The organism is Wocania arenilitoris (assembly GCF_021728535.1).
Taxonomy (GTDB): Bacteria; Bacteroidota; Bacteroidia; order Flavobacteriales; family Flavobacteriaceae; genus Wocania_A; species Wocania_A arenilitoris.
Genome location: NZ_JAKKDU010000020.1, coordinates 45,031 through 65,312 on the forward strand (window position 1 = coordinate 45,031; position 20,282 = coordinate 65,312).

Genomic DNA, 20,282 nt, shown 5'->3' on the forward strand with positions numbered 1-20,282 from the left:
AAAATGATTTTTTTTTAGCATCTTGCTAGCTTAAAGCACCTAAATTTTTTAATAAAACTAACTAACAATATACAATTATGAAGAAATCCCTTCTTTCTGTTTTTACATTAATATTACCAATTTTAACATTTGCTCAAGAAGCAGAAAAAGGTATAGATGAAAAGATAAACGATGCGTTTATGCCAGTTGCTACTTGGTGGGAAGGCTTTGTTCTTTCTACGGTGCCAATAGGGGCTTACAATGTGCCTTTTGTTGTTTTACTTTTGGTAGGCGGAGCAACCTTTTTTACTATATTTTTTAAGTTTCCAAGTTTTACAAAATTTGGATTAGCAATAAATACCGTTAGAGGGAAATTTGATGAAATAGAAGGGGGGCATGCATCTGGAGATCCAGATATGGCAATTGATGGTGATATTCCAGATACTATTCGTGATGAGAGTAAAGAAGGAGAAGTTAGTCACTTTCAAGCTTTAGCAACAGCAGTATCTGGTACTGTAGGTTTAGGTAATATTGCTGGTGTAGCTGTAGCTATTGCACTTGGTGGTCCCGGAGCTACCTTCTGGATGATTGTTTGTGGTTTAATAGGTATGTCTACAAAATTTGTGGAGTGTACACTTGGTGTAAAATATAGAGATGTTGGAGCAGATGGTACTGTTTATGGAGGTCCAATGTATTATTTGTCTAAAGGGCTTAAAGAAAGAGGTTTTTCAGCAATAGGTAAAGTACTCGCAGGCTTATTTGCTATACTTTGTGTTGGAGCTTCTTTTGGTGGTGGTAACGCATTTCAATCTAACCAAGCAACAGTTCAGTTAACATCAATGTTAGGACTTCAAGGAGGCTCTATGGGATTTGTGATTGGTGTAATTTTAGCCATTTTAGTTGGTGTAGTTATTATAGGAGGTATTAAAAGAATAGCAAGTATTACTGAAAAAATTGTGCCTTTTATGGCAGGAATATATGTGCTTGCTGCATTAGTAATTATTTTTGCAAACATAAGCGATATAGGATTAGCTTTCACATTAATTTTTGAAGGAGCATTTACTCCAATGGCTGGACTTGGAGGTTTAGTTGGAGTTTTAATAGTAGGGTTTCAACGTGCAGCGTTTTCAAACGAAGCTGGAGCAGGTTCTGCTGCAATAGCACACTCAGCAGTTAAAACTAATTACCCAGCATCAGAAGGTGTTGTGGCGCTTCTAGAGCCATTTATTGACACGGTTGTTATTTGTACAATGACAGCTTTAGTTATTATCTTTTTTAATATTGATGGCGGAAACATGCAAAGTGTTTTTCAATATGGAGGAGATGGTGCTAGCAATGTAGTTTTAAACTCGGACGGAAGTTCAATTGGAGGTGTAGATTTAACCTCTATGGCTTTTGATTCTGTAATTCCTGGATTCTCTTATATACTAACAGTAGCTATTGTTTTGTTTGCATTTTCAACCATGATTTCATGGTCTTATTATGGCTTACAATCATGGAAATATTTATTCGGAAAGGGGAAGACAGCAGATACTGTTTATAAAGTATTATTCTTAATTTTTATTGTTATTGGAGCAGCAGCTACGTTAGATGCCGTAATTAAATTTTCTGATGCTATGATTCTTGCATTGGTATTCCCAAATATGATTGGTCTATTTTTCTTATTTCCTAAAGTAAGAGAAGAAATGGGGAAGTATCTTGGAGCTATAAGAACCAGCAAAGAGAAATAATAACATAAAAAGCAAATAAAAATGAAATCCTATTTCACGTTTTCTAAAGAGCAACGAAATGGGATTTTTTTATTAATACTACTTATAATAATATTGCAATGTGTTTGTTTTTTTATTAATAAACAGCCAAAAAACATTGTAATAAATCAAGAAGAACTTGCCAAATTTCAAAAAGAAATTGATTCACTAAAAGTTATTGAACTACAAGAAAGAAAGCCAAAACAACTTTCATTTAACCCCAATTATATTACCGATTATAAAGGAGCTTCATTAGGTATGTCGAATGAAGAAATAGATAGATTACATGCGTTTAGAAAATATAATAAATGGATTAATTCTACAAAAGAATTTCAGCAGATTACTAAAATATCAGATTCGCTTTTAAAAGCCATTTCTCCATATTTTAAATTTCCAGATTGGGTGGCAAATCCTAGGTCTAAAACCAATTCAACATTCTATAATAATACACCAAAAACCTTCGCCCAAAAACAAGATTTAAATACGGCAACAGTAAAGCAATTGCAAAAAGTAAAAGGTGTTGGCGAATATTACTCAGAACGAATTGTGAACTTTAGGAATAAATTCCTCGGCGGTTTTATAGCCGATATTCAGCTGCAAGATGTTTACGGGTTAACACCAGAACTCATAGAGAAAATCACAGAGGAGTTTACCGTTAAAACACCACGAAGCATCAAAAAAATTAATGTAAATAAAGCTGATATTGAAGAGCTTGTTACCATTCAACATATCGATTACGATTTAGCGTACCAAATAGTTGAGCAAAGAAAATTGAGAGATGGCTATAAGGCATTAGATGAATTAACAAAAGTTAAAGACTTTCCTGTAAATAAAATAGAGATAATTAAATTATATTTGCATCTTGAAAAAGAAAATTAAATGAATTCAATGTACTTCACCGAAGAGCATCAACTATTTAGAAAAAGTTTACAAGATTTTTTAAGTAAAGAAGTAGTTCCTCATATAGAAAAATGGGAAAACGATGGAAATATTGAACGCTTTATTTGGAAAAAAATGGGAGATATGGGTTTTTTTGGCATCAATTATCCTGTAGCTTATGGTGGGTTAAATTTAGACCTTTTCTATACCGTTATTCTTCTAGAAGAACTTCAAAAAATAAATTCTGGTGGTTTTGCTGCAGCAATTTGGGCGCACTGTTATTTAGCGATGACGCATCTTAACGCAGAAGGAAGTCAAGATATTAAAGAGCGTTACCTAGCTCCAAGTATTTCGGGTGATAAAATAGGCTGCCTATGCATAACAGAGCCCTTTGGCGGTAGCGATGTAGCAGGTATGCGAACTACGGCTGTTAAAAATGGAGACCATTATATTATTAATGGCTCAAAAACATTTATAACAAACGGGGTTAGTAGTGATTATTTGGTAGTTGCAGCTAAAACAACTCCAGAAATAGGTAATAAAGGGATTAGCATTTTTGTTATTGATAGAGCAGCACCAGGCGTATCGGCAACCAAATTAGATAAGTTGGGTTGGAGAGCATCTGATACTGGAGAAATAGCTTTCGATAACGTAAAAGTGCCAGCAAGCAATTTATTGGGCGAAGAAAATAAAGGCTTCCCATACATTATGCAGCACTTTTCTTTAGAGCGTTTAGTTATGGGTGTTAATGCACATGCACGAGCAGAATATGCTTTGGAGTATGCACAGCAATACATGTCCCAGCGTATGGCTTTTGGTAAAACAATAAATAAGTTTCAAGCGTTAAGGCACTCACTAGTTGAATTGTATGCCGATATGGAAATCTGTAAAACGTATAACTACGCAGTAGCTTACAAACTAAGTAAAGGCGAGTATGCGGTAAAAGAAGCCACTATGTCTAAGCTTAAATCTACAAAAATGGCAGACGCGGTTATCTACCAATGCCTTCAGTTTTTAGGCGGTTATGGTTATATGGAAGATTACCCAATGGCAAGACTTTTACGCGATAGCAGATTAGGACCAATTGGAGGAGGAACCTCAGAGATACTCTGCGAGATATTAGCCAAAATTATTATCGATAAAAAGGAGTATAAATCAGCAACTTAAATAAGTCTATAATTATTAATTAATCGTCACTTCGAGTGATTTCTATTTTTTATCTAAATTGTATTTCGCCAAGCTCAACAGAACTATCGAGAAGTTGGGCGTTACCCTAACGGGTCGGGCTTTACATTACAATCTTTTTGCTCGTGCTTCACAAAAAGAATTTCCATTGCAATCCCTAACGCACTTGTTTGCTAGTTTTTGTGATTAATCAAAAAGAAATTATTTTTTAGAAAGGTTCGTTTAACGTTCAACTGATATGAAATCGTTTTAATGTTTTATATCAGCCGTTAAACGAAGTTATCATTTTTTCTAACAAAGTCAAAACTTAAATATAAAATTGACCAAAAAAATATCAATCTAAATAATTGTAAAATTTAAATTACTTTTTATATTTGCACCCTGAAAATTTTAAAAGAGAGGAGGTTAAGACACTATGTTAATAATACCAGTAAAAGAAGGAGAAAATATAGATAGAGCGTTAAAACGTTACAAACGTAAGTTTGTAAAAACAACAATTAAAAACCAATTGCAAGAACGCAAGCAGTTTAAAAAACCTTCTGTAGTACGTAGAGCTCAAATTCAAAAAGCACAGTACATACAAAGGTTAAGAGATGCAGAAGAAGTATAGCATCTGCTACTTATAAAACAAAAATCCTGCATATAGCGGGATTTTTTTTGCTTCATTATTAAATAAAAAGGTTGTACTTTTATCTGGAGTAGAGAAAATCTAACTAATCTAGTCTAACGATCTAATCAATTTAAACTTTGCCTTTCAAATCATTTACAGATTATTTATTGCTAGAAAAAAACTATTCTGCATTAACCGTAAATGCGTACAAAACCGATTTAGAAAGTTTCTACGAATTTATAAAAACCGAATACGGAACTAATACCATCAATAAGGTTAATTATCCTCAAATAAGAAGTTGGATAGTTTCCATGGTAGAAAATGGACTCTCCAACAGAAGTATAAATCGTAAAGTTTCAGCCTTAAACACCTATTTTAAATTCCTTTTAAAAACAGGTGATATTATAACTAACCCACTTGCAAAACACAAAGCCCTAAAAACAAGCAAAAAGATTCAAGTGCCTTTTTCTGAAGACGAAATAATGACGGTTTTAAATGATATAGATTTTGAAAATGATTTTGAAGGCATCCGTAACAAACTCATCATAGAATTATTTTACTCAACAGGAATAAGGCGCATAGAATTAGTAGAGTTAAAACTAACAAGTGTTAATTTAGATAATAAAACGTTAAAAGTGCTCGGGAAGAGAAATAAAGAGCGCATCGTTCCGTTATTAAATTCAGTAGTGCAAACCATAAGTAAGTATTTAATTTCGAGAAATAAATTAGAAAACATTATGGATGTTGATTTTTTATTTTTAACGAAAAAAGGAATTAAAATATATGAAACACTTGTTTACAGAATAATAAATGAGTATTTTAGTTTAGCATCTTCCAAGGTAAAAAAGAGTCCACATATATTAAGGCATTCATTTGCAACTCATTTACTTAATCAAGGTGCCGATTTAAATGCGGTAAAGGAACTTTTAGGGCATTCAAGTTTAGCAGCAACACAAGTTTATACACACAATAGTATAGCCGAACTAAAAAAAGTGCATGTAAAAGCACACCCAAGAAGCGAAAAATAGAATAAGAGTTTTATTGTCTAACCAAAAAATAAAAGTATGAAGGTAAACACACAATCAGTTAATTTTAGTGCAGATCAAAAATTAATAGATTTTATTCAAAAACGAATGGATAAGTTAGATTTGTTTTATGATAAAGTTATAAAGTCTGATGTTTATTTAAAAATAGAGAACACTAGCGATAAAGAAAATAAAGTATTTGAAGCAAGAGTGAGTGTTCCAGGAGATAGTTTTGTAGTAAAAAAACAATGTAAAAGTTTTGAAGAAGGAGCAGATATGGCAGTATCATCATTAGAAAGACAGCTAAAAAAGCGAAAAGAAAAATTAAGAGCACATTTATAATAAAATTTTTCAAAAAATGTTTTGAATAAAATAAAAAATCTATACATTTGCAGTCCGTTAGAAATAGCGGGCTTTTTTTATGCGTAAAAAATGTAAAAAAAGCCGATGTAGCTCAGCTGGCTAGAGCAGCTGATTTGTAATCAGCAGGTCGTGGGTTCGAGTCCCTCCATCGGCTCTTAAAATCCTGCAAAAGCAGGGGTCTTAAAGTAGAAAAAAAACCTGTTTTGAGAACGTTCTTTTAAAAAAGTAAAAAATAATTGGGGAGATACTCAAGCGGCCAACGAGGGCAGACTGTAAATCTGCTGACTACGTCTTCGCAGGTTCGAATCCTGCTCTCCCCACAAATAATTTAAATTAAGAGTTGTCAAAAGCTCGCTTTTGTAAAATGATGTTTTTAAATTATTTGGATTGGGTAACCAATCAGGATCAACGACTAACAGGAGTTAATCCATTTTTTTTTTTTTTATTTTTTGTTGAAATTTTGAAACCTTGGTAAATGTAAGTTTATCAAAAAAATGCGGGAGTAGCTCAGTTGGTAGAGCGTCAGCCTTCCAAGCTGAATGTCGCCAGTTCGAACCTGGTCTCCCGCTCTAAAATTCCTGCGAAGGCAGGAATCTCTTCTTTTAAAATAGTACAATCAATAATTAAAGATTGTTTTTTAAAAGGATAGGAAATAAAAACTTTACGCCGGTGTAGCTCAGGGGTAGAGCGTTTCCTTGGTAAGGAAGAGGTCACGAGTTCAAATCTCGTCATTGGCTCTATTTTAAAGCTAAAATTTAGGACACACTAATATTATTATATAACTAAGATTAAATTATTTAAAAAACATGGCAAAGGCAACTTTCGATCGTTCAAAACCACACTTAAACATTGGTACTATTGGACACGTAGATCACGGTAAAACAACTTTAACTGCTGCTATTACTAAAGTATTAGCTGATGCAGGTTTATCAGAAGCGAGAGATTTTGATCAAATTGATAACGCTCCAGAAGAAAAAGAAAGAGGTATTACAATTAATACATCTCACGTAGAATATCAAACAGAAAATCGTCACTATGCACACGTTGACTGTCCAGGTCACGCCGATTATGTAAAGAACATGGTAACTGGTGCAGCGCAAATGGACGGCGCAATTTTAGTAGTAGCTGCTACTGATGGTCCTATGCCGCAAACTCGTGAGCACATCTTATTAGGTCGTCAAGTAGGAATTCCTCGTATCGTTGTTTTCTTAAACAAAGTAGATATGGTTGATGATGAAGAGCTTTTAGAGCTTGTTGATATGGAAGTTAGAGACTTATTAAACTTCTACGAATACGATGGTGATAACGGTCCAGTAATTTCTGGTTCAGCTTTAGGTGCACTTAACGGTGAGCAAAAATGGGTTGATACAGTTATGGAATTAATGGAAGCTTGTGATACTTGGATTGAAGAGCCATTACGTGAGGTTGATAAGCCTTTCTTAATGCCTATCGAAGATGTATTCTCTATTACAGGTCGTGGTACTGTTGCTACTGGTCGTATTGAAACAGGTATTGCTAATACAGGAGATCCTGTAGAAATTATAGGTATGGGTGCAGAGAAATTAACATCTACTATTACTGGTATAGAAATGTTCCGTCAAATATTAGATAGAGGTGAAGCTGGAGATAACGCCGGTATCCTACTAAGAGGTATTGAGAAAACTCAAATATCAAGAGGTATGGTAATCTGTAAACCAGGTTCTGTAACACCACATGCTAAATTTAAAGCTGAGGTTTATATCCTTAAAAAAGAAGAAGGTGGACGTCATACTCCTTTCCATAATAATTACCGTCCTCAGTTCTATGTTCGTACAACTGATGTAACAGGAAATATTCAATTACCAGATGGTGTTGAGATGGTTATGCCAGGAGATAACTTAACAATTACTGTTGAGTTAATTAACACCATTGCAATGAACGTAGGTTTACGTTTTGCTATCCGTGAAGGTGGTAGAACAGTAGGTGCGGGTCAGGTAACTGAAATTTTAGACTAAAATAAAAGTTTAATAAATATAGAGTCAAGGTATCACGTTTTTACGTGATGCCTTTTGACTTATATTTACGGGTTTAGCTCAGTTGGTAGAGCACTGGTCTCCAAAACCAGGTGTCGGGAGTTCGAGTCTCTCAACCCGTGCAAATTGAAAAAGCGAGACGAGAAGTCTATACTGAGTATTACTGAGAAGCAAAATATATTTTGTTTTGAAAGTCGCAAACGAAGTTTGTCGAAGGAAGTCTCCCAACCCGTGCAATATAGATTGAAATTATTTCAATTTAATTAAAAGAAAATAATAAAATGGCTGGATTTATAACTTATATAAAAGAATCATTCGGAGAACTAAAAAATAATGTGTCATGGCCTACATGGGCAGAAGCACAAAGTTTAACAGTTTTAGTAGCTGTGTTTTCTATTATATTTTCTCTTGCTATTTGGGGCGTTGATACAGTTTTTAGTAGGGTGATAACAGCTTACTTTGATTTAATTAAATAAATAAAGATTATGTCTGAAGTAAGTGAAAAAAAATGGTATGTTGTTCGTGCTGTAAGTGGTCAAGAAAACAAGATTAAAACTTATATAGAAAATGAAATTGCTCGTTTAGGTCTTAGCGATTATGTTGATCAAGTTTTAGTTCCAACTGAAAGAGTTATACAAATTCGTAACGGAAAAAAAATACACAAAGAAAAAGTGTTTTTCCCAGGATATATTATGATTCAAGCTAATTTAACTGGAGAAGTTCCTCACATTATACGTTCTGTTACCAATGTAATTGGGTTTTTAGGAGAAACAAAAGGTGGAGATCCTGTGCCGTTGAGACAATCTGAAGTAAACAGAATGTTAGGTAAAGTAGATGAATTAGCAGTAGAAGAAAGTGCAAATGTTGCCATACCTTTTACTAAAGGAGAAACTGTTAAGGTTATTGATGGACCGTTTAATGGATTTGATGGTACCATTGAAAAAATAAATGAAGAAAAGCGTAAACTTGAAGTGATGGTTAAAATTTTCGGAAGAAAAACACCGTTAGAATTAAGTTATATGCAAGTAGAAAAAGTATAATAATTGTTACACTATATAAATGATATGGTTTTTGCTTCCAATTAAAAGCATATCAAACTAAATTATTAAAAATGGCAAAAGAATTAGGTAAAGTAGTTAAGTTACAAGTTCGGGGAGGTGCAGCGAATCCATCGCCACCGGTTGGACCCGCTTTAGGTGCTGCTGGAGTTAACATTATGGAGTTCTGTAAGCAATTTAATGCTAGAACCCAAGATAAGCCTGGTAAAGTATTACCAGTAGTTATCTCTGTTTACAAAGACAAGTCATTCGACTTTGTTATAAAAACGCCTCCAGCTGCAGTACAATTATTAGAAGCGGCCAAGGTGAAAAAAGGTTCAGGAGAACCAAACCGAAAAAAAGTAGCTAAAGTATCTTGGGACCAGATTAAAACTATTGCAGAAGACAAAATGGTAGATTTAAATGCATTTACTACTGAGTCTGCTATGAGAATGGTTGCTGGTACAGCAAGATCGATGGGAATAACCGTAACAGGAAAATTTCCATCATAATCTATTAAAGACATTAAAAAATGGCAAGATTAACAAAAAAGCAAAAAGAAGCTTTAGCGAAAATAGAAAAAGGGAAAGTATATTCTCTTGATGAAGCATCTGCATTAGTAAAAGATATTACTAATACAAAATTTGATGCGTCAGTAGATTTAGCAGTACGCTTAGGAGTAGACCCTAGAAAAGCAAACCAAATGGTAAGAGGCGTTGTGTCGCTTCCGCATGGTACTGGTAAAGATGTGAAAGTATTAGCATTAGTTACTCCAGATAAAGAAGCAGAAGCTAAAGAAGCTGGGGCAGATTACGTGGGTTTAGACGAGTATCTTGATAAAATTAAGAGTGGTTGGACAGACGTAGATGTAATTATTACTATGCCAAGTGTTATGGGTAAATTAGGTCCTTTAGGACGTGTGTTAGGCCCTCGTGGTTTAATGCCAAACCCTAAAACTGGTACGGTAACTATGGATGTTGCAAAAGCAGTAGGCGAAGTAAAAGCTGGTAAAATTGACTTTAAAGTTGATAAAACAGGTATTGTACACGCATCTATTGGTAAAGCATCATTTAGTGCTGATAAAATTGCAGGTAATGCAAATGAATTATTAACAACATTAATGAAACTAAAACCAACAACTGCAAAAGGAGTTTATGTAAAAAGCATATTCATGTCTTCTACAATGAGCCCTAGTATAGCTGTTGATCCTAAAATTGGTTAATTAAGTTAAAACTTTAAATTATGACTAGAGAAGAAAAATCGCAAGTAATTGAGGACTTAACTGCAGAATTAGCCAATAATACCAATATCTATTTAACAGATATTTCGGGATTAAATGCAGGAATTACCTCAGATTTGAGACGTGCTGCTTTTAAAGCAAACGTAAAAATGGCAGTAGTTAAAAACACATTACTTGAAAAAGCAATGGAAGCTTCAGATAAAGAGTTTGGAGATCTTACATCTGTTTTAAAAGGAAATACATCTGTGATGTATTCTGAAACAGGTAATGCACCAGCTAAGTTAATTAAAACCTTTCGTAAAAAATCAGAGAAACCTTTATTAAAGGGGGCTTTTATTGAGGAAGCTGTTTATATTGGCGACGAGCAATTAGACATGTTAGTTGATATCAAATCTAAAGAAGAATTGATAGGAGAGATTGTTGGATTGTTGCAGTCTCCTGCTAAAAATGTTATTTCTGCACTTAAATCAAGTGGAGGAACATTAGCTGGAATAATTAAAACACTATCTGAAAAAGAAGGATAGTATTAAACAGTACGCACTTTATTACAATTATATTATTAAAAAATTATTAAAACGATAGAAAAATGGCAGATTTAAAAGATTTCGCAGAACAATTAGTTAACTTATCAGTAAAAGAAGTAAATGAGTTAGCAACTATATTAAAAGATGAGTATGGTATCGAACCTGCAGCTGCAGCTGTAGCTGTTGCAGGTCCTGCTGCTGGTGGAGGAGAAGACGCTGGTGAAGCTCAAACTGAATTTGATGTTATTTTAAAAGCAGCAGGTGGTTCTAAATTAGCAGTTGTAAAATTAGTTAAAGAATTAACTGGTTTAGGATTAAAAGAAGCTAAAGGTTTAGTTGATGAAGCACCAAGTGCTATTAAAGAAGCAGTATCTAAAGATGAAGCAGAAGCTTTAAAAGCATCTTTAGAAGAAGCTGGAGCTGAGGTTGAGCTTAAGTAAGCTTACCATCTCAAAAACATAAAGGTTTAGGTCTGGAGTATGTCACTCTAAGACCTAAACCATTTTGCGTATATAATGATATACAAAAAAAAACTCGTAATTACCAAATAATTTTTTGGTTTTTTTACTAGTGTATAAAAGCACTATCACTATTTTTTTAATCATAATTCCGTCCATTGATGTTATCAACACAAGCTGAAAGATTAAATTTCTCGTCTATTGTAAATAGAACAGAATATCCAGACTTTTTAGATATTCAGATAAAATCCTTCCAGGATTTTTTCCAATTAGAAACTAAATCAGAAGAAAGAGGTGATGAAGGTCTTTACAACACCTTTATGGAAAATTTTCCAATCACAGATTCACGTAATCAATTTGTTTTAGAATTTTTAGATTACTTTGTAGATCCTCCAAGATATGCTATTGAAGAGTGTATTGAACGTGGTTTAACCTACAGTGTTCCGTTAAAAGCAAGATTAAAGTTATATTGTACAGACCCTGAACATGAAGATTTTGAGACCATTGTTCAAGATGTGTATTTAGGTACTATACCTTACATGACACCTTCTGGTACATTTTGTATTAATGGTGCGGAGCGTGTTGTAGTATCTCAATTACACCGTTCTCCTGGTGTATTCTTTGGTCAATCCTTTCACGCAAATGGAACTAAATTATACTCAGCAAGAGTTATTCCGTTCAAAGGTTCTTGGATTGAATTTGCTACAGATATCAATCAAGTGATGTATGCTTACATCGACAGAAAGAAAAAATTACCTGTTACAACGCTTTTCAGAGCAATCGGATTTGAGAGAGATAAAGACATTTTAGAGATTTTTGATTTAGCTGAAGAAGTTAAAGTATCAAAATCTGGATTGAAAAAATATTTAGGACGAAAATTAGCAGCACGTGTACTTAATACATGGCATGAAGATTTTGTTGATGAAGATACAGGAGAAGTAGTATCTATCGAACGTAACGAAATTGTGCTTGATCGTGATACCGTTCTTGATAAAGAAAATATTGAAGAAATACTTGAAGTTGAAGTTAAAACGATTCTTTTACATAAAGAAACGTCTGAACAGGGTGATTATGCCATTATTCACAACACACTTCAAAAAGATCCAACAAACTCTGAAAAAGAGGCAGTTGAACATATTTATAGACAATTACGTAATGCTGAGCCGCCAGATGAGGAAACAGCACGTGGAATTATAGATAAGCTATTCTTCTCAGACCAACGTTACTCTTTGGGAGAAGTTGGGCGTTACAGAATGAACAAAAAATTAGGTTTAGATATCGGGATGGATAAGCAAGTGCTTACTAAAGAAGATATCATTACCATTATAAAATACTTAATAGAGTTAATCAACTCAAAAGCAGAGATTGATGATATTGACCACTTATCAAACCGTCGTGTACGTACAGTAGGTGAGCAATTATCACAACAATTTGGAGTTGGTTTAGCACGTATGGCGCGTACTATACGAGAACGAATGAATGTGCGTGATAATGAGGTGTTTACGCCAATCGATTTGATTAATGCTAAGACTTTATCGTCTGTAATCAACTCGTTTTTTGGCACAAACCAGTTATCTCAGTTTATGGATCAAACTAATCCTCTTGCTGAAATTACACATAAGCGTCGTTTATCTGCCTTAGGACCTGGAGGTTTATCTCGTGAAAGAGCTGGTTTCGAAGTTCGTGATGTTCATTATACACACTACGGACGTTTATGCCCTATTGAAACACCTGAGGGACCAAACATTGGTTTAATTTCGTCACTTTCAGTTTATGCTAAAGTGAACTCTATGGGATTCATTGAAACACCTTATAGAAAAGTAACTGATGGTGTTGTAGATATTAAAAATGCACCAACGTATTTAAGTGCAGAAGAGGAAGAAGAAAAATTAATTGCACAAGCAACTGTTGAAGTTGATGAAAGCGGAAAGATTTTACACGATAAGGTAATTGCAAGAATGGAAGGCGATTTTCCTGTAATTGAACCAACTTCTGTAAATTATACAGATGTTGCACCAAATCAAATTTCATCTATTTCTGCTTCTTTAATCCCATTCTTAGAACATGATGATGCGAATAGAGCATTAATGGGATCTAACATGATGCGTCAAGCAGTACCGTTATTAAGAGTTGATGCTCCAATTGTTGGTACAGGTTTAGAGCGTCAAGTAGCTTCAGATTCTCGTGTACTAATTAATGCAGAAGGAAATGGAGAAGTACTTTACGTAGATGCAAACGAAATAAAAATAAAATACGAACGTACAGAAGATGAAGCTAAAGTAAGTTTTGATAGTGATATTAAATCTTATGAATTAGTAAAATTTAGAAAAACTAACCAAGGAACTTCTATTAACCTTAAACCAATTGTTGTTAAAGGAGATAAAGTTACAAAAGGTCAAGTTTTATGCGAGGGTTATGCCACTCAAAAAGGCGAATTAGCTTTAGGTAGAAATATGAAAGTAGCCTTTATGCCTTGGAAAGGGTATAACTTTGAAGATGCTATTGTAATCTCTGAAAAAGTAGTTCGTGAAGATATCTTTACATCAATTCATATTGATGAGTACTCTTTAGAAGTTAGAGATACTAAATTAGGTAACGAAGAGTTAACTAATGATATTCCTAATGTTTCAGAAGAAGCAACTAAAGATTTAGATGAACATGGAATGATTCGTGTAGGTGCCGAGGTTAAACCAGGCGATATACTTATTGGTAAAATTACACCAAAAGGAGAGTCTGACCCAACACCTGAAGAAAAATTATTACGTGCTATTTTTGGTGATAAAGCAGGCGATGTAAAAGATGCTTCATTAAAAGCGTCGCCATCTTTAAACGGTGTTGTAATTGAAAAGAAATTATTTTCTAGAGCCGTAAAAGACAAACGTAAAAGAGCTCAAGACAAAGATGATATCTTGCAATTAGAAGCTATGTATGATGCTAAATTTGATGCCTTAAAAGATGTTTTAATTGAAAAACTTTTTACTATTGTCAATGGTAAAACTGCTCAAGGTATTTTTAATGATTTAGGTGAAGAAGTATTACCAAAAGGAAAAAAATTCACACTTAAAATGTTAAATGCTGTTGATGATTATGCGCATTTAGTTTCAGGAAAGTGGACTACTGATGCTCATACTAACAAGCTTGTTGCAGACTTAATTCACAACTATAAAATTAAAGAAAACGATTTACAAGGATCGTTACGTCGTGAGAAGTTTACCATTTCTGTCGGAGACGAATTACCAGCAGGAATTATCAAATTAGCTAAAGTTTATATAGCAAAAAAACGTAAACTTAAAGTTGGTGATAAAATGGCAGGACGCCATGGTAATAAAGGTATTGTTGCACGTATTGTTCGTCAAGAAGATATGCCATTCTTAGAAGACGGAACGCCTGTGGATATTGTGTTAAACCCACTTGGTGTACCATCGCGTATGAACATCGGACAGATTTACGAAACTGTTTTAGGTTGGGCTGGTCAAAAATTAGGACGTAAATATGCTACTCCAATTTTTGATGGAGCAACAATCGATCAAATTAACGAATTTACAGATGAAGCTGGAATTCCAAGATATGGTCATACATACTTATACGATGGTGGAACAGGACAGCGTTTCGATCAACCAGCAACAGTTGGTGTTATCTATATGTTGAAACTAGGACATATGGTTGATGATAAAATGCACGCACGTTCTATAGGACCTTACTCATTAATTACCCAACAACCATTAGGTGGTAAAGCACAGTTTGGTGGACAACGTTTTGGTGAGATGGAAGTTTGGGCACTTGAAGCTTATGGAGCATCAAGTACCTTACGTGAGATCTTAACTGTAAAATCTGATGATGTTATTGGTAGAGCTAAAACATACGAAAGTATAGTGAAAGGCGAACCCATGCCAGATCCAGGATTACCAGAATCTTTTAACGTACTTATGCACGAATTGAAAGGTTTAGGTTTAGACATCAGATTAGAGGAGTAGTTATTAATTAAATTCATTTCAACCATATATTATGGCAAGAAAACAAGATAAGAATACAGTAAAGAGGTTTAATAAAATCTCAATTGGTTTAGCATCGCCAGAATCTATTTTAGCAGAATCTAGAGGTGAAGTTTTAAAACCAGAAACTATCAATTATAGAACGCACAAACCCGAACGTGATGGTTTGTTCTGTGAGCGTATTTTTGGTCCTGTTAAGGATTACGAGTGTGCTTGCGGTAAGTATAAAAGAATCCGTTATAAAGGTATTGTATGCGACCGTTGTGGTGTTGAGGTAACTGAAAAGAAAGTACGTAGAGATAGAGTAGGGCATATTAACTTAGTTGTTCCTGTAGCTCATATTTGGTACTTTCGTTCACTACCAAACAAAATTGGCTATTTATTAGGTTTACCATCTAAGAAATTAGATATGATTATTTACTACGAACGTTATGTAGTTATTCAACCTGGTAATGCTAAAAATGAAGAAGGCGAACCAATTCAAAAAATGGATTTCCTTACAGAAGAAGAATACTTAAATATTCTAGAATCACTTCCTCAAGAAAATCAATATTTAGATGATACAGACCCAGAAAAGTTTATTGCTAAAATGGGAGCTGAATGTTTAATTGAGCTTTTATCAAGAATTGATTTAGAAGGATTATCTTACGAATTACGCCATAAAGCAAATACTGAAACATCTAAACAACGTAAAACAGAAGCGCTAAAACGTTTACAAGTTGTTGAGGCATTACGTGAATCTAATAATAACAGAGAGAATCGTCCAGAATGGATGATTATGAAAGTTATTCCAATCATTCCACCAGAATTACGTCCGTTAGTGCCATTAGATGGTGGACGTTTTGCAACATCTGATTTAAATGACTTATACCGTCGTGTAATTATCCGTAACAACCGTCTTAAAAGATTGGTTGAAATTAAGGCTCCAGAAGTAATTTTACGTAATGAAAAGCGTATGTTACAAGAGTCTGTGGATTCTTTATTCGATAACACACGTAAGTCATCAGCTGTAAAAACAGATTCTAATAGACCATTAAAATCATTATCAGATTCACTTAAAGGTAAGCAAGGGCGTTTTCGTCAAAACTTACTTGGTAAGCGTGTTGATTATTCTGCCCGTTCTGTAATTGTTGTTGGTCCAGAATTAAAATTATTCGAATGTGGATTGCCTAAAAATATGGCAGCTGAGTTATACAAACCTTTTGTCATTAGAAAACTCATTGAAAGAGGTATTGTTAAAACAGTAAAATCTGCAAAGAAAATTATAGATAAAAGAGAGCCAGTGGTTTGGGATATTTTGGAAAATGTTCTTAAAGGACATCCAGTATTACTAAACCGTGCCCCTACATTACACCGTTTAGGTATACAAGCTTTCCAACCAAAATTAATTGAAGGAAAAGCAATTCAGTTACACCCATTGGTGTGTACAGCATTTAATGCGGATTTTGATGGTGACCAAATGGCAGTACATTTACCATTAGGACCAGAGGCTATTTTAGAATGTCAATTATTAATGTTGGCATCTCATAATATTTTAAATCCAGCAAACGGTTCTCCAGTAACAGTACCTTCTCAGGATATGGTTCTAGGGTTATATTACATGACTAAGTTGCGTAAATCTACTCCGGAAGCACCTATTAAAGGTGAAGGATTAACATTTTATTCTCCAGAAGAAGTTGTTATAGCTTTTAATGAGAAAAAAGTAGATTTAAATGCTGGAATAAAAGTTAGAACTATTGATATTAATAACGAAGGCAAACTTGATAGAATGATTGTTGAAACTACTGTTGGTCGTGTGCTATTTAATCAGTATGTACCTCAAGCAGCAGGATATATCAATCAAGTATTAACTAAAAAATCGTTAAGAGATATTATTGGAAATATTCTTAAAGTAACCTCAGTTCCAGAAACTGCAGATTTCTTAGATGCCATTAGAACTTTAGGATTTAAGTTTGCATTTCAAGGAGGATTATCATTTAGTTTAGGTGATATTATTATTCCGCCAGAAAAGCAAGGTATGATTGATAAAGCCAATGGTTTGGTTGACGGTATTACTGGAAACTATAACATGGGACTTATTACAAATAATGAGCGTTATAACCAAGTAATTGATATCTGGACGTCTACTAATGCGGAATTGACAGAGTTGTCAATGAAGCGTATTAGAGAAGACCAACAAGGATTTAATTCGGTATTTATGATGCTTGATTCTGGAGCTCGTGGATCTAAAGAACAGATTCGTCAGCTTACAGGTATGCGTGGATTAATGGCAAAACCTAAAAAATCTAACGCAGGTGGTGGAGAAATTATTGAGAACCCGATTCTTTCTAACTTTAAAGAAGGGCTTTCTATTTTAGAATATTTTATTTCTACTCACGGTGCACGTAAAGGTCTTGCCGATACCGCACTAAAAACTGCCGATGCTGGTTATTTAACACGTCGTTTAGTTGATGTTTCTCAAGATGTTATTATTAACACAGAAGATTGTGGTACATTAAGAGGTGTTGAAGTTGAGCCATTAAAGAAGAATGATGAAGTTGTTGAAACTTTACAAGAAAGAATTGTTGGACGCGTATCTTTAAATGATGTTTATAATCCATTAACTGATGAGTTTTTAGTGGCTGCAGGTCAGTTAATTGAAGATGATATTGCAAAAGCTATTGAAGCATCTCCAATTGAAACTTTAGAAGTGCGTTCCGCATTAAGTTGTGAGGCTTTACAAGGTATTTGTGCCAAGTGTTATGGACGTAATTTGGCTACTGGAAAAATGGTACAACGTGGTGAAGCTGTTGGTGTAGTTGCAGCACAGTCTATTGGAGAACCTGGTACTCAGTTAACATTACGTACATTCCACGTAGGTGGTATTGCAGGTAACATTTCTGAAGAAAATAAATTAGCCGTTAAATTTGGTGGTATTGCAGAAATTGAAGATTTAAAAACGGTTAAGGGTCAAGATGCAGAGGGTAATGATGTTGATATTGTTATTTCTCGTACATCTGAGATTAAATTAACAGATAAGAAAACAGGCATTGTTTTAAGCACAAATAATATTCCTTATGGTTCTACTATTTATGTTAAAAATGGTCAAGAGTTAAGCAAAGGTGATGTTGTTTGTATGTGGGATCCATATAATGGTGTAATTATTTCAGAATTTGCAGGTAAAGTTAAATATGAAAATATTGAGCAAGGTATTACTTACCAAGTAGAGATTGATGAGCAAACTGGTTTCCAAGAAAAAGTAATTTCAGAATCAAGAAATAAGAAGTTAATACCAACACTTCATATTGAAGATTCTAAAGGAAAAACAATTCGTTCTTACAATTTACCAGTTGGAGCACATTTAATGATAGACGATGGAGAGAAAATTAATATTGGTAAAATATTAGTTAAAATTCCTCGTAAATCTGCAAAAGCAGGCGATATTACTGGTGGTTTACCTCGTGTAACCGAATTATTCGAAGCGCGTAACCCATCTAATCCAGCAGTAGTAAGTGAGATTGATGGTGTGGTTTCTTTTGGAAAAATTAAAAGAGGTAACCGCGAAATTATTGTAGAATCTAAATTAGGTGAAATCAAGAAATACTTAGTAAAATTATCAAATCAGATTCTTGTACAAGAAAATGATTATGTAAAAGCAGGTATGCCTTTATCTGATGGTTCTATTACACCTAATGATATTTTAAATATTAAAGGCCCTTCTGCGGTTCAGCAATATTTGGTTAACGAAGTACAGGAAGTATATCGTTTACAAGGTGTAAAAATTAACGATAAGCACTTTGAGGTTGTTGTAAGACAAATGATGCGTAAGGTTAGAATTATTGATTCTGGCGATACTATTTTCTTAGAAGATCAATTGGCTCATAAAGCTGATTTCATTAAAGAAAATGATGAAATTTTCGGAATGAAAGTGATTGAAGACGCTGGAGATTCTGAAAACCTTAAAGCAGGTCAAATTATTTCACCTCGTGAACTAAGAGACGAAAACTCTATTTTACGACGAGAAGATAAAAATCTTGTAGTAGCAAGAGATGCACAACCTGCAACAGCAACACCAATATTACAAGGTATTACAAGAGCATCATTACAAACTAAATCATTTATATCTGCGGCATCGTTCCAAGAAACTACTAAGGTTCTTAATGAAGCAGCTGTAGCAGGTAAAGTGGATACTTTAGAAGGACTTAAAGAAAATGTAATTGTTGGACACAGAATTCCAGCAGGTACAGGTATGCGTAGCTATACGGATATCATTGTAGGTTCTAAAGAAGAATTTGATGAAATGATGCAAGTAAAAAAAGAGTTGAATTATAATTAAATGAAACATCCATGATTAATATTTAATCACACAACCAAATGATTATTTAGGATGTTACATGTGACCGTTGAATAACAATAAATATAAACACATGAAACTCAATTTATGCAAACCGAAGTGAAGCGAAAATTGTAAGTTGAATTTATGCTGAGCGTAGTTTAAGCATCTTATAAAACAAAAGCCTTCATGTAAATTAACTTGAAGGCTTTTATATTTAAAACCTAAGATTATGGCTGAAGAAAAAAACAAACAAAAACAGAGTCAGATAAATATTGAACTCGATGAAAAAGTAGCAGAAGGTACATACTCAAATCTTGCAATAATAAACCATTCTGTATCAGAATTTGTTGTAGATTTTGTTAATATTATGCCAGGAGTTCCTAAAAATAAAGTCAAGTCTAGAATTATTTTAACACCACAGCATGCTAAGCGTTTGTTAAAAGCGTTAAACGATAATATAACTAGATTTGAAAACGCCCATGGTGAAATTAAAGATTACGACCAACCTCCTATTCCACTAAATTTTGGGCCAACAGGTCAAGCTTAAAAAAAGAGACTGTATTAAGAGTGAACTTTATATCATATTGAGCCTGTCTAAATATTTTAACACCTTGATAATCAACATTAGTTTCGATAAGATCAATTTGAGAATTTGAATTACAATAACTTTTAAGATAACCTCTTTTTTATAGGATTTTATGCCAATTACACATTAAAATGAGCTAAAAAGGGTTTGCATAATTTTTGATTATATAGCTAAATCATTGTAATTTATCATATTTTTTGTATTTTTCAGTATGGCATATTCATTAGATTTCAGGAAACAAGTCTTTAAAGTAAAGCAAAAAGAAAAGCTTACTTTTGAGCAAACAAGTGATAGATTTTCAATTCCTATCCGTACACTTTTCAGGTGGC

The 20,282-nt window shown here is 33.8% G+C and carries 16 protein-coding genes and 5 tRNA genes; all 21 read left to right on the forward strand.

Annotated elements, in window-relative coordinates:
• The first annotated feature begins 77 nt into the window (after positions 1-77).
• The 21 genes from L3X37_RS14265 (at position 78) to L3X37_RS14365 (ending at position 19,914) form a co-directional block, all read left to right on the forward strand.
• Positions 78-1,709, forward strand: a complete 1,632-nt coding sequence (locus L3X37_RS14265) for an alanine/glycine:cation symporter family protein (protein WP_237240844.1) — start codon at positions 78-80, stop codon at positions 1,707-1,709.
• Between the two features lie 21 nt (positions 1,710-1,730).
• Positions 1,731-2,606: a ComEA family DNA-binding protein gene (locus L3X37_RS14270; RefSeq protein ID WP_237240845.1), complete on the forward strand. Its 876-nt coding sequence runs from the start codon at positions 1,731-1,733 to the stop codon at positions 2,604-2,606.
• Complete coding sequence (locus tag L3X37_RS14275) at positions 2,607-3,773, forward strand: acyl-CoA dehydrogenase family protein (RefSeq protein WP_237240846.1); 1,167 nt, start codon at positions 2,607-2,609, stop codon at positions 3,771-3,773.
• Positions 3,774-4,206: 433 nt separating this feature from the next.
• The gene (rpsU, locus tag L3X37_RS14280) at positions 4,207-4,401 is read left to right on the forward strand and encodes a 30S ribosomal protein S21 (protein ID WP_237240847.1); all 195 of its coding nucleotides are present in this window, start codon (positions 4,207-4,209) and stop codon (positions 4,399-4,401) included.
• A 137-nt stretch (positions 4,402-4,538) separates the two neighbouring features.
• Positions 4,539-5,429 (forward strand): tyrosine-type recombinase/integrase, encoded by an 891-nt coding sequence (locus L3X37_RS14285; RefSeq protein ID WP_237240848.1) that lies wholly within the window; start codon positions 4,539-4,541, stop codon positions 5,427-5,429.
• Positions 5,430-5,465: 36 nt separating this feature from the next.
• Entirely contained in the window at positions 5,466-5,768 is a 303-nt protein-coding gene (gene hpf / locus L3X37_RS14290; RefSeq protein WP_237240849.1) for a ribosome hibernation-promoting factor, HPF/YfiA family, read from the forward strand.
• Between the two features lie 101 nt (positions 5,769-5,869).
• Positions 5,870-5,943: transfer RNA gene (locus L3X37_RS14295), tRNA-Thr, on the forward strand.
• 84 nt (positions 5,944-6,027) lie between these two features.
• Positions 6,028-6,109, forward strand: a tRNA-Tyr gene (locus tag L3X37_RS14300).
• Positions 6,110-6,285: 176 nt separating this feature from the next.
• Positions 6,286-6,358: transfer RNA gene (locus L3X37_RS14305), tRNA-Gly, on the forward strand.
• A 96-nt stretch (positions 6,359-6,454) separates the two neighbouring features.
• A tRNA-Thr gene (locus tag L3X37_RS14310) sits at positions 6,455-6,526 on the forward strand.
• 69 nt (positions 6,527-6,595) lie between these two features.
• Positions 6,596-7,783 (forward strand): elongation factor Tu, encoded by a 1,188-nt coding sequence (tuf, locus tag L3X37_RS14315; protein WP_237240850.1) that lies wholly within the window; start codon positions 6,596-6,598, stop codon positions 7,781-7,783.
• Positions 7,784-7,850: 67 nt separating this feature from the next.
• Positions 7,851-7,923 (forward strand) — tRNA-Trp (locus L3X37_RS14320).
• 159 nt (positions 7,924-8,082) lie between these two features.
• The gene (gene secE / locus L3X37_RS14325) at positions 8,083-8,277 is read left to right on the forward strand and encodes a preprotein translocase subunit SecE (protein ID WP_237240851.1); all 195 of its coding nucleotides are present in this window, start codon (positions 8,083-8,085) and stop codon (positions 8,275-8,277) included.
• A 9-nt stretch (positions 8,278-8,286) separates the two neighbouring features.
• A complete protein-coding gene (gene nusG, locus L3X37_RS14330; protein WP_237240852.1) occupies positions 8,287-8,841 on the forward strand; it encodes a transcription termination/antitermination protein NusG in 555 nt (184 codons plus the stop codon).
• 71 nt (positions 8,842-8,912) lie between these two features.
• Entirely contained in the window at positions 8,913-9,350 is a 438-nt protein-coding gene (gene rplK, locus L3X37_RS14335) for a 50S ribosomal protein L11 (protein ID WP_237240853.1), read from the forward strand.
• Positions 9,351-9,370: 20 nt separating this feature from the next.
• The gene (rplA, locus tag L3X37_RS14340) at positions 9,371-10,060 is read left to right on the forward strand and encodes a 50S ribosomal protein L1 (protein WP_237240854.1); all 690 of its coding nucleotides are present in this window, start codon (positions 9,371-9,373) and stop codon (positions 10,058-10,060) included.
• A gap of 20 nt (positions 10,061-10,080) precedes the next feature.
• Positions 10,081-10,602: a 50S ribosomal protein L10 gene (gene rplJ / locus L3X37_RS14345; protein WP_237240855.1), complete on the forward strand. Its 522-nt coding sequence runs from the start codon at positions 10,081-10,083 to the stop codon at positions 10,600-10,602.
• A gap of 62 nt (positions 10,603-10,664) precedes the next feature.
• Positions 10,665-11,042 carry a 50S ribosomal protein L7/L12 gene (rplL, locus tag L3X37_RS14350; protein ID WP_237240856.1) on the forward strand — a complete coding sequence of 126 codons (378 nt, stop codon included), beginning with the start codon at positions 10,665-10,667 and terminating at the stop codon, positions 11,040-11,042.
• Positions 11,043-11,221: 179 nt separating this feature from the next.
• Positions 11,222-15,034, forward strand: a complete 3,813-nt coding sequence (rpoB, locus tag L3X37_RS14355) for a DNA-directed RNA polymerase subunit beta (RefSeq protein ID WP_237240857.1) — start codon at positions 11,222-11,224, stop codon at positions 15,032-15,034.
• Between the two features lie 31 nt (positions 15,035-15,065).
• Positions 15,066-19,367, forward strand: coding sequence for a DNA-directed RNA polymerase subunit beta' (rpoC, locus tag L3X37_RS14360; protein ID WP_237240858.1), 4,302 nt, complete (start codon positions 15,066-15,068; stop codon positions 19,365-19,367).
• A 229-nt stretch (positions 19,368-19,596) separates the two neighbouring features.
• Entirely contained in the window at positions 19,597-19,914 is a 318-nt protein-coding gene (locus L3X37_RS14365; RefSeq protein WP_237240859.1) for a DUF3467 domain-containing protein, read from the forward strand.
• Positions 19,915-20,282 lie beyond the last annotated feature (368 nt).

Coding starts and splice junctions, on each gene's coding strand:
- L3X37_RS14270 (WP_237240845.1), top strand. CDS start 1,731: ATGAAATCCTATTTCACGTTTTCTAAAGAGCAACGAAATGGGATTTTT.
- rplL (WP_237240856.1), top strand. CDS start 10,665: ATGGCAGATTTAAAAGATTTCGCAGAACAATTAGTTAACTTATCAGTA.
- secE (WP_237240851.1), top strand. CDS start 8,083: ATGGCTGGATTTATAACTTATATAAAAGAATCATTCGGAGAACTAAAA.
- tuf (WP_237240850.1), top strand. CDS start 6,596: ATGGCAAAGGCAACTTTCGATCGTTCAAAACCACACTTAAACATTGGT.
- rpoC (WP_237240858.1), top strand. CDS start 15,066: ATGGCAAGAAAACAAGATAAGAATACAGTAAAGAGGTTTAATAAAATC.
- rplA (WP_237240854.1), top strand. CDS start 9,371: ATGGCAAGATTAACAAAAAAGCAAAAAGAAGCTTTAGCGAAAATAGAA.
- L3X37_RS14365 (WP_237240859.1), top strand. CDS start 19,597: ATGGCTGAAGAAAAAAACAAACAAAAACAGAGTCAGATAAATATTGAA.
- rpoB (WP_237240857.1), top strand. CDS start 11,222: ATGTTATCAACACAAGCTGAAAGATTAAATTTCTCGTCTATTGTAAAT.
- L3X37_RS14265 (WP_237240844.1), top strand. CDS start 78: ATGAAGAAATCCCTTCTTTCTGTTTTTACATTAATATTACCAATTTTA.
- rplJ (WP_237240855.1), top strand. CDS start 10,081: ATGACTAGAGAAGAAAAATCGCAAGTAATTGAGGACTTAACTGCAGAA.
- hpf (WP_237240849.1), top strand. CDS start 5,466: ATGAAGGTAAACACACAATCAGTTAATTTTAGTGCAGATCAAAAATTA.
- nusG (WP_237240852.1), top strand. CDS start 8,287: ATGTCTGAAGTAAGTGAAAAAAAATGGTATGTTGTTCGTGCTGTAAGT.
- rplK (WP_237240853.1), top strand. CDS start 8,913: ATGGCAAAAGAATTAGGTAAAGTAGTTAAGTTACAAGTTCGGGGAGGT.
- L3X37_RS14275 (WP_237240846.1), top strand. CDS start 2,607: ATGAATTCAATGTACTTCACCGAAGAGCATCAACTATTTAGAAAAAGT.
- rpsU (WP_237240847.1), top strand. CDS start 4,207: ATGTTAATAATACCAGTAAAAGAAGGAGAAAATATAGATAGAGCGTTA.